The sequence below is a fragment of the Robinsoniella sp. RHS genome (assembly GCF_001029355.1).
Classification (GTDB): Bacteria; Bacillota; Clostridia; order Lachnospirales; family Lachnospiraceae; genus Robinsoniella; species Robinsoniella peoriensis.
Window position 1 is genome coordinate 1 of the sequence record NZ_JNGB01000139.1, and the last position, 8398, is coordinate 8398.

The window sequence follows — 8398 nt, forward strand, 5'->3', positions numbered from 1 at the left end:
AAACAGTTATTGGTGACAAGGCATATGCAAGCAAAAAAAATATAGATGCTGCAAGAGAAGAAGATTATGAACTGGTCGCTAGATTATGCAGTAATGTTACACAAGGAAATCGTAAAGAGGAAGATAAATTTGAATTTAACAAAGATGCTTTAATGTATCAATGTAAAGCAGGGCATATGGCAATCCATAAATATCTGAATAAACAAAAAGCTGAGGGCAGGAATGCGCGGATAACCTATACTTTTGATATAAAAAAATGTAAAAAATGCCTTTATAGAGAAGGATGCTACAAAGAGGGAGCGAAAAAAAAGACATATACAGAGACGGTCATCAGTGATACCCATAGCGAACAGGCACAATTTCAGGAAACGGAATATTTTAAAGAAAAAGTAAAAGAGCGTTATAAGATAGAAGCAAAAAACAGCGAGTTAAAACATAGACATGGTTATGACATTGCGTCATCATCAGGTCTTATTGGCATGGAAATGCAGGGAGCGATGGCAATATTTGCAGTGAACCTCAAACGAATCATGAAAGTGATGGGGGAAAAATAAAGGAATCCCTAGTTCAGAAAAAGGAATCATCCATAGAAAATGCACAAAAATCCACCAGAAAAATTTGAGTCTGGTGGATTTTGTGTTTTATTATTAAGGAAGGATTTAAAAACATATGTTTTTCAGTGCCCTCGGTTTTCTCAGCAGGTTGGAACCCCTGGGCTGTGACGGGCTGTTCTTTATTGGATGCAGCATTGTATGTATCGATTGTTTATGCGTAAAAGGAGATGAAGTTTACTACTTTTTATGGAATGAAGAAACAAATTACTGTAATAAATTCAGTTGCTTTATGCTACTCCTTTTCCGCATGATAGATCCCCTGGGTGTAGATGATTGTTCTTTATTGGATGTAGAGCGGTATATTTTGTTTGACAGTTTATGCATAATAGAAGATGAAAGTTTATTTCTTTTTCTGATCACAGAATGAAAAAAACAAATCCCGTTCTCAAGATCAGTTGCTTTACATCATTAACTTTATGCCAATTGCGTCCAGCATGCCACAACCCCAGGGTCCCACCACGCAGAGAAGACCAGCATTGTATCAACGAATGCTATCTCTTTCCGTACACTATCTCCATCTACAAAGCGTCATTCCTCAGCTAAACCCCAATATAAGTCACCTAATAGAACCCTATAAAACCTTCGCTCTAGCACGCTTTAGCAGATGAAATTTGAATTTATAAAGCATATGCACTATCGGACACTGAATCTGCCCGAAGTGCATATGCTGATAGATTTATTAGTGGATATAGTATTGAATGTATTAGCAGATGTAGCTCTGAATGTATTAGTATATCTAGTAATACATCTAAACCCAGATCTAATGGCAGATTTCAAATATTAGTTATGAATAATATACAGCGTATTCCTCCATAGCATCCATAACAGCCACGATATTTTCTAACGGAATCCCCGGATATAGTCCATAAATCATCATTAGTCCGCCTTTGGGAGATGCCAGCTTATGAACTTCTTCCTTTATGAGGCTATGGATCTGGTCGGGTGATCCCTGGGAAGTGATAGTCTGACGGTCGATGTCAAGTTCCAGGCAGACACGCCCCGCCAGACTATCCCTAATCCAGTCGATTCCATTTACGAGATCCTGGAGGTTGATGATGCCGACACCACTTACCAAAAGCTCATCAAGCAGCAATCGTATATCACCGTCAGAGTGCATATGCACGATGGTGCCTTTGTCTAAGGCAGGTTTCATCAGGCGTTTATAGCTTGGACTGATGAATTTCCGGAAATGGTGGGGAGACAGCATAGGACCTGTCTGCATGCCCAGATCTTCCGGATAGGTAATGATATCCACATCCATATCCAGATATTTATGTATAATGTGCAGGTTAAAGGATTCAATCATGTTTATAAGCTGTGTAAGGTTTGGTTCTTCGTCAGCCATATCAAATATGAGATTTTCATATCCTCTGATATCACACAGCTGGAGGAAGGTATGTCCGTGTCTGAGTCCGGCTTTTGCAAGTTTTCCCTGACTTTGCAGGTCTCTGATGCGTTTTGCTTCCACAGTCCAGTCCACAGGTCCGATACCCATGCAGCATGCCGGGTCAGGACCTTTATAGCTTTCAAATGAGTCCCAGGATGACAGAGCATGTTCCGTTACCGTTCCAGTAATGCCATCCATACTTGTATGCCAGATGCAACCCCAATCATCCTTAAAGGGGACATCTTTCTTTGCGACTGCGGCGTATTTTGGTATATAGGGGATAGCCGGTCTATGAAAATCCGGAAATAACAGCGGATGACGCTCCATTTGTTCAAATAGAAAATCCTGGGGGTAGGAATGCCAGCAGGAGTCATTGATTTTAAATGTCATGGGGATATAATCGGGCGATTCAAACCGGATGGCTTTTAACATATTTTCTTTTGGTGTCATAATGTGTTTCCTTTCTTGCTGATTTTTGTTAAGATTATTGTAAATCAAAATTGACAGTTTGGCTTTTGAGTTTATATTGCAGTTGAAAATGAAACATAGATTTCGGCTGGAAGCCTTATGGAGGATAACAACGGTGAAAAAAGATAAAAAGATCGTGGAGTATTACCAGGATGAACGTATGCTGTTCCGGTTGGGGAAAGTAAATTATACTAAAGCCCACAGACCGCTGACAGTACACACCCATGAAGATATGACAGAATTTGTATTTTTGATAAAAGGCTGTCAAATTTACAGTGTGGAGGAAAAATCCTATAAGGTTAACAGCGGGGATATTTTTGTTGCCAGGCTGGGAGAATGGCATAGTACCGGAGGGAATCCGGAAGATAAAGCATCGTTGTATTATTTAATTATCGACTTGAAAAATGTAATACAATCAGGGGTTATTTGTGATAAATCTGAAGCACAGGGTTTTATCTCACATTTTGAAATAGAAACCGGAAGGATTTATCAGGGAAATGACCAAATGATCGGGTTGTGCAAAGAGATTATGGAAATCATGCTGAGTCCGGATAAATTTTATCGTACAAGAATTCGAAACGCGTTATCTTCTCTGATGCTGTTAATGACTGCCTGCTCGACAAAATATGAAGAAAATATTATGGGAAATATACAGGAACAAATAGAAGATAATATAGAAGATAATATAGAAGATAATATAGATGATAAGAAGGAGGAGACAGAGGAGAAAAAAGAGAGGAAGGATAAAAATGAGAAAAAGGATAAAAAAGAAGAAAAGCAGATGAAAGAAGTTTTGCAATATATTGAAAATCATATCAAAGATGATATAAAAATAGAGGAGCTGGCGAAACAGATGGCGCTGTCTGTTTCGCGCTTCCATTTTAATTTTGTGAAAGCAACAGGGATCCCGCCCAGGGAATATATATTGCGCCGGAAAATAGAATCAGCAAAAAATGAACTATGGAGCAGTGACAGGACGGTTACCGAGATTGCATACGAGTATGGGTTCTCTTCCAGCCAGTATTTTGCAACAGTTTTTAAACGGTTTTGCTATATGTCACCATTGGATTATCGGTGCAGTGCCGGATCTCATCACCATCTATTATAATTGCCTCATGGTTGCTGAAAGGAAGTAATTTTAATTCAGATGAGTATTGACTCATAATTTTCTGTGCTGCTTTCTTAAATGGAAAATTGGTATAATGGGGCACTGTATAGAAATCCACCAAATTTAGAGCATCAAAATTAAGCAGACCTGGAGCTTTTTTGAGACTGTCCATTCCTTTGGCATATTCAATATTAGCAGCAGTTACCATGGCTCCGGCAGACTCTCCAATGTATAATTTACCCGCATTTACCTCTTCTATAATAATTTTATCTGCTCCGGTTCTTTTTAACTCTTTCAATAGAAAAAACGTGTTTCCCCCAGTTACATAGATGATATCATTGTTTTTCAGTTTCGTGCGTATTTCTTCAGCCGTTGCTGTGGATAGTTCCAGTTCGTCTACAATAGCACCTAACTTTTCAAGTGCTTTCTTCCCGGCTTCCACATAGAAAACAACGTTTTCAACCATACTGGCCGTAGGAATAAAAGTCACAATTTTCCCCTTTATGTCTCTCTCAAAGTCAGCGAATAGGGGGCATACATCTTTAAATGAAGCGGCTAAGAAAATTCTTTTCATGTTTTACACTCTTCCTTCTTTTTTGTATTGGATAATTGAAGTATAATATAAAAAGGTTTCAACTGATGATACCTTTTGAGGGAATTTTATATTAGGTGGTGGAAAATGAATAAGTCTGAAAGAATAAATGATATGATGTTATTTCTAAATGATAAAAATATTTTCAATCTGAAAGATTTGATGGAAAAGTATAGTATTTCAAAAAGCACAGCGCTGAGAGACGTGGAGGCTTTAGAACGTATCGGCATGCCAATATATTCACAAAGCGGCAGAAACGGTTATTATGGTATATTACGCAATCGACTGTTGTCGCCTATTGTATTTAACATGGATGAAGTATATGCATTATATTTTTCAATGCTTACATTGCGGGATTATGAAAGCACCCCCTTTCATTTGTGTGCTGAAAAACTAAAAAAGAAATTTGAACTTTGTTTATCCCCGGAAAAAATTGATATGCTTCGCAGAGTTGAAAGAGTATTTAGTCTGGCTGGGATACAACATAGAAATCATTGCGAATTTCTAAGTGCAATTTTACAATCAGCAATAGAGGAAAAAGTCTGCATAATAACCTATCGAAAAAATGGTCATAAAATAAATTATTCCATTCAATTTTTTAATATTTCCTCTGCATATGGACAATGGTATGCAACAGGCTATGACTTTGAGACAGACAGCCCGAAAGTGTTTCGCTGTGACAAGATTATGGATATTAGGGAATGCAGTCATTACAAATCCAAACCACTTGAAGTATTTGAGAAATCAGCCGACAAATTGTATAAAATGCAGAATGCAGTGGATTTTAAGGTGGAAATATCCGAAAGAGGAGCAGACATATATTATAAAGAACACTATCCTTCCATGAAACTTTGCATAGAAAATGGCCGATATTTCATTCAAGGTTTTTATAACAAGGGCGAAGAGAAATTTATTGCAGATTACTTTATTACTTATGGGGAATCCATAATATTCATACAAACGGCATCATTGAAAGCGGTAATTTTAGAAAGACTACATTCCCTAAAAAGATATTTTGCAGATGTATAAACAGTATGCAGGTATGTATGCAGAATGATGAAGAGCCAATGAAAAATGCTGTACCTATTTTTAGATGCAGCATTTTCATAGAAAAGTTAAATATTTAGTTATCAGCCAAATCGGCTTTTCCGTGCAGCACATCTTTAAGTAAAATATGACACATCTTTTTAGGCTCTTCAAAACATGGGCTATGAGCGGAACGTTCAAAGGTATAGAAACCTTTTACCGGAGCGTCTATGTTCTGAACGAATTGTTTCGCTAACACGTAAGAAACCTGGTAATCGAACTTTCCATGGAGTACGTATACCGGTATTTCCAGCCGGGAAACTTTTTTACAAAAATCACTTTGCAGTACAAAATCCCAGAGGCAGTTCAGAGAAAAACTGTTGCCCAATGGGTACTTCATTTTTTCACTCCATGTATAACCTTTATAACCAAGTACCATTTTTACGCAATCCATCATAGAGTTGCTGCGGTGCATGGTGCCAATACCAAGTTTTTGCATGCCGTCACTACGTAGAGAGAGGTATTTTATATCGATTTCGGCGCCTTTATCGATGGGAAACTTTTTAAATTTACGGACCATTTTTTTCTTGCCGGCGCTTTGGAATTTATTGACCATAAAGGTATATGCAAGCCTTTCTGACTCTGCCTGTCTTGCAACCTGCCCTATGCCAATATAGGCATGAAAAAGCTCCGGTGCCTGCTGTACCGTAAGGATCCCCAGGACAGTTCCCCAGGAATGCCCCATTATGTATATTTTATTTTTCCTGAAACGTCGTCGCAGATACTGGACTACCGCTACAGTGTCAGAAATCATCTGCTCGATTGTCATCATTTCTTTTGGAATACTGCGTTTGTAAGAAATTCCGCTGCCTCTTTGTTCCCACCAGCATACCGTAAATATTTTTTCCAGTCCGGTTGGATGTTTCTGGGTAAATGCAATCTCCGGTGATCCAGGACCCCCATGAAGAAATAATAATACCGGATTATCAGTGTCCTCGCTTTGCAAAAACATACCTTGCTTCATATCATTGATTTCCACACGAATCTTTTCGTTTAATTGTTGTTTCATTTTTCGCCCCCTTTTGCCATATATAAAATAGTTACCCATTTTGCATAATGTGCCTCATTTAAAGTTACTTTATTTTAGCATATCGGAAAGGAGATTGCCAGAGCGGGTTATGCGGTCAAAATGGTTAAAATGAACGGTCGGCAACACTGTTTACAGCATGCCTGTGAGCAGTAACATAATTTTTCTAATATGCTGAAATATGCAAAGGGATGATATTGCTTATGGGATAAAAGAAAGTTATAATGAGAGAAAGGGATGTTTCGAAAAGCCATATGAGATTGGAGTAAAAATACTGGTTGATGGGATGACAGGACGAATGAACTCTGATCGGGTAAAAGCTTGTATAAATATGTGTGCATCGGGAGGTATTGTGATGGAAGAACTTGTATGTCAGAATTGTAATGGGAAATTAAAGGTTGATTTGACAACAAAAATAGCTGTCTGTGACTACTGCAAAGCGGCATTTATGCTTGGTGAATCTCCAGAGATTTCGGAAAAGCAACGGGAACTGCAAAATATAAAACAATTGCAAACAGTTGGTGAATATGAGGAATGTGATAAAAGGTTTAAAAAGCTAATTAAAAAATATCCGACTGACTATGAGATTCTTTGGGAATATGTTTTACATGTTACTAATAATTTAAATGAATATATGATCGGTGTGCTGCTTTCGGAGGACGTTCTGGAAGCTCAGGAATGTGCAAAAAAAGCAATCAAACTGGCTCCGGATTTGATTTCAGAAAAAATATCTAAGGATTGGTCCACATATGTCGGAGTGTATAATGATTTTTTACAAAAAGGTAAAGAGGAAAAAGAAGAAAAGAGAAAAACGGGTCTAAATAGAATAATAGACGGGGATTTAGATAGTCTGGATGGTTTTTATTTTGGATGCCTGGTCTCAGAAAGCAGCTATTTATATTACTCTGAAGGTAAGCTTAATCTCTGTGCTCTGGTGCGGGACGGAGGATATACAACGGAACAGAAAGCACCAGAAAAGCTTCTGCGGGAGCGGTTTGAAGTAATATTAGATGAAGAAGGCTTTTTTATACAAAGACAGGTTCAGAAACGCTTGTTTTCTCAAAAAATAATTGAGGAACGCCTGATTTTGGATGGAAAAACGGTTCAGCTGGTGAAAGTAAAGCACTATGATGGAGGTGGGCGGTACAATGATTTTTGTACTGTAAAATTAGGAAATGAGGAGAAATTGCTGATGGGAGCCGGAAGAGGACAGCTGAAATAGAATTTGGCATATACTATATTCTAATCCCACACCCCCCTGCATACAATGTTAAAAACACAGTGATTGCAGGGGGATTTCCTTGAAAGGTTATATTGAGGAAAGGGCAATAGACATTGCGAATTATATCATAGAACAAAATGCCACAGTAAGACAAACAGCGAAGAAATTTGGGATAAGCAAAAGTACGGTACATAAGGATGTCACCGAAAGACTGCTTCAGATTAATCCAACTCTGGCGAAATGTGCCAGGAAGGTATTGGATGTCAACAAGTCCGAGCGTCATATAAGAGGTGGGCTTGCTACACGGGAAAAATATCTTCATCAGACAAACCAATAGTCAGGGATTCACAGAGGGAGTTATGAAAAGCGGGGACACGAAAATGGATGTTCCCCGTTTTTTTCTAAGATCCGGCAAATAATATCAGATAAACGTCAAAATGCTGCAAATTTCATATAATATCTCTATTGTATTCCATATGTATAGGGGATATAATATTATAGTTTCTTGTAAAAGCCAGGCACTTAAGCCGGGCTTTCGTTCAGACAGGAGTAAGATATGAAATTAAAAGATAATCAACAGTATACCCATTTGTCCCATACCTTTGATCCGGTATTTGACAAAGATTCTAAAATACTGATACTTGGAACATTTCCTTCCGTAAAATCCAGAGAAAATCAATTTTATTATGGGCACAAACAGAATCGGTTCTGGAAAATCATAGCTGCGCTGACTGAAGGCGAAGTTCCTGTGACAATTGAGGAAAAGAAGACCCTTTTGCTGAATAACCACATTGCGATCTGGGATGTAATAGCAAGCTGTGATATCATTGGTTCCAGTGACAGTTCCATTAAAAATGTCATTCCGGCAGATCTTCCAATGATTCTGGGACAGGC

At 38.2% G+C, this 8398-nt stretch carries 9 protein-coding genes; 6 read left to right on the forward strand and 3 right to left on the reverse strand.

Annotation, left to right across the window (positions count from 1 at the left end; genetic code table 11):
* The coding region (locus RHS_RS25960; protein WP_047834806.1) for a transposase at window positions 1–554 on the forward strand (554 nt) is incomplete at its 5' end.
* An 844-nt stretch (window positions 555–1398) separates the two neighbouring features.
* On the opposite strand, the gene RHS_RS25975 is transcribed toward RHS_RS25960, so the two are convergent.
* Window positions 1399–2451, reverse strand: a complete 1053-nt coding sequence (locus tag RHS_RS25975) for a uroporphyrinogen decarboxylase family protein (protein ID WP_047834809.1) — start codon at window positions 2449–2451, stop codon at window positions 1399–1401.
* Between the two features lie 133 nt (window positions 2452–2584).
* Here RHS_RS25975 and RHS_RS25980 point away from each other — a divergent pair, with 133 nt between their 5' ends.
* Window positions 2585–3577, forward strand: a complete 993-nt coding sequence (locus tag RHS_RS25980) for an AraC family transcriptional regulator (RefSeq protein ID WP_047834810.1) — start codon at window positions 2585–2587, stop codon at window positions 3575–3577.
* Here the strand turns inward: RHS_RS25980 and RHS_RS25985 are convergent.
* A complete protein-coding gene (locus RHS_RS25985; protein WP_047834811.1) occupies window positions 3507–4151 on the reverse strand; it encodes a Type 1 glutamine amidotransferase-like domain-containing protein in 645 nt (214 codons plus the stop codon). The two genes, RHS_RS25980 and RHS_RS25985, sit on opposite strands and share 71 nt — an antisense overlap.
* A 105-nt stretch (window positions 4152–4256) precedes the next feature.
* Between RHS_RS25985 and RHS_RS25990 the strand changes: the two genes are divergently transcribed.
* Entirely contained in the window at window positions 4257–5198 is a 942-nt protein-coding gene (locus RHS_RS25990) for a YafY family protein (RefSeq protein WP_047834812.1), read from the forward strand.
* Between the two features lie 94 nt (window positions 5199–5292).
* On the opposite strand, the gene RHS_RS25995 is transcribed toward RHS_RS25990, so the two are convergent.
* A complete protein-coding gene (locus RHS_RS25995) occupies window positions 5293–6264 on the reverse strand; it encodes an alpha/beta fold hydrolase (protein ID WP_395023549.1) in 972 nt (323 codons plus the stop codon).
* A gap of 373 nt (window positions 6265–6637) precedes the next feature.
* Between RHS_RS25995 and RHS_RS26000 the strand changes: the two genes are divergently transcribed.
* The 3 genes from RHS_RS26000 to RHS_RS26010 all read left to right on the forward strand — a co-directional run.
* The gene (locus RHS_RS26000; RefSeq protein WP_395023550.1) at window positions 6638–7504 is read left to right on the forward strand and encodes a hypothetical protein; all 867 of its coding nucleotides are present in this window, start codon (window positions 6638–6640) and stop codon (window positions 7502–7504) included.
* Between the two features lie 79 nt (window positions 7505–7583).
* Window positions 7584–7841: a sporulation transcriptional regulator SpoIIID gene (gene spoIIID, locus RHS_RS26005; protein ID WP_027293161.1), complete on the forward strand. Its 258-nt coding sequence runs from the start codon at window positions 7584–7586 to the stop codon at window positions 7839–7841.
* Window positions 7842–8060: 219 nt separating this feature from the next.
* A partial coding sequence (locus tag RHS_RS26010; protein ID WP_047834815.1) for a DNA-deoxyinosine glycosylase occupies window positions 8061–8398 on the forward strand: 338 nt, incomplete at its 3' end.

Excerpts from the sequence above, each read along its gene's own strand:
- RHS_RS26000 (WP_395023550.1), top strand. The coding sequence starts at position 6,638 with ATGGAAGAACTTGTATGTCAGAATTGTAATGGGAAATTAAAGGTTGAT.
- RHS_RS25985 (WP_047834811.1), bottom strand. The coding sequence starts at position 4,151 with ATGAAAAGAATTTTCTTAGCCGCTTCATTTAAAGATGTATGCCCCCTA.
- RHS_RS25990 (WP_047834812.1), top strand. The coding sequence starts at position 4,257 with ATGAATAAGTCTGAAAGAATAAATGATATGATGTTATTTCTAAATGAT.
- RHS_RS25975 (WP_047834809.1), bottom strand. The coding sequence starts at position 2,451 with ATGACACCAAAAGAAAATATGTTAAAAGCCATCCGGTTTGAATCGCCC.
- RHS_RS25995 (WP_395023549.1), bottom strand. The coding sequence starts at position 6,264 with ATGAAACAACAATTAAACGAAAAGATTCGTGTGGAAATCAATGATATG.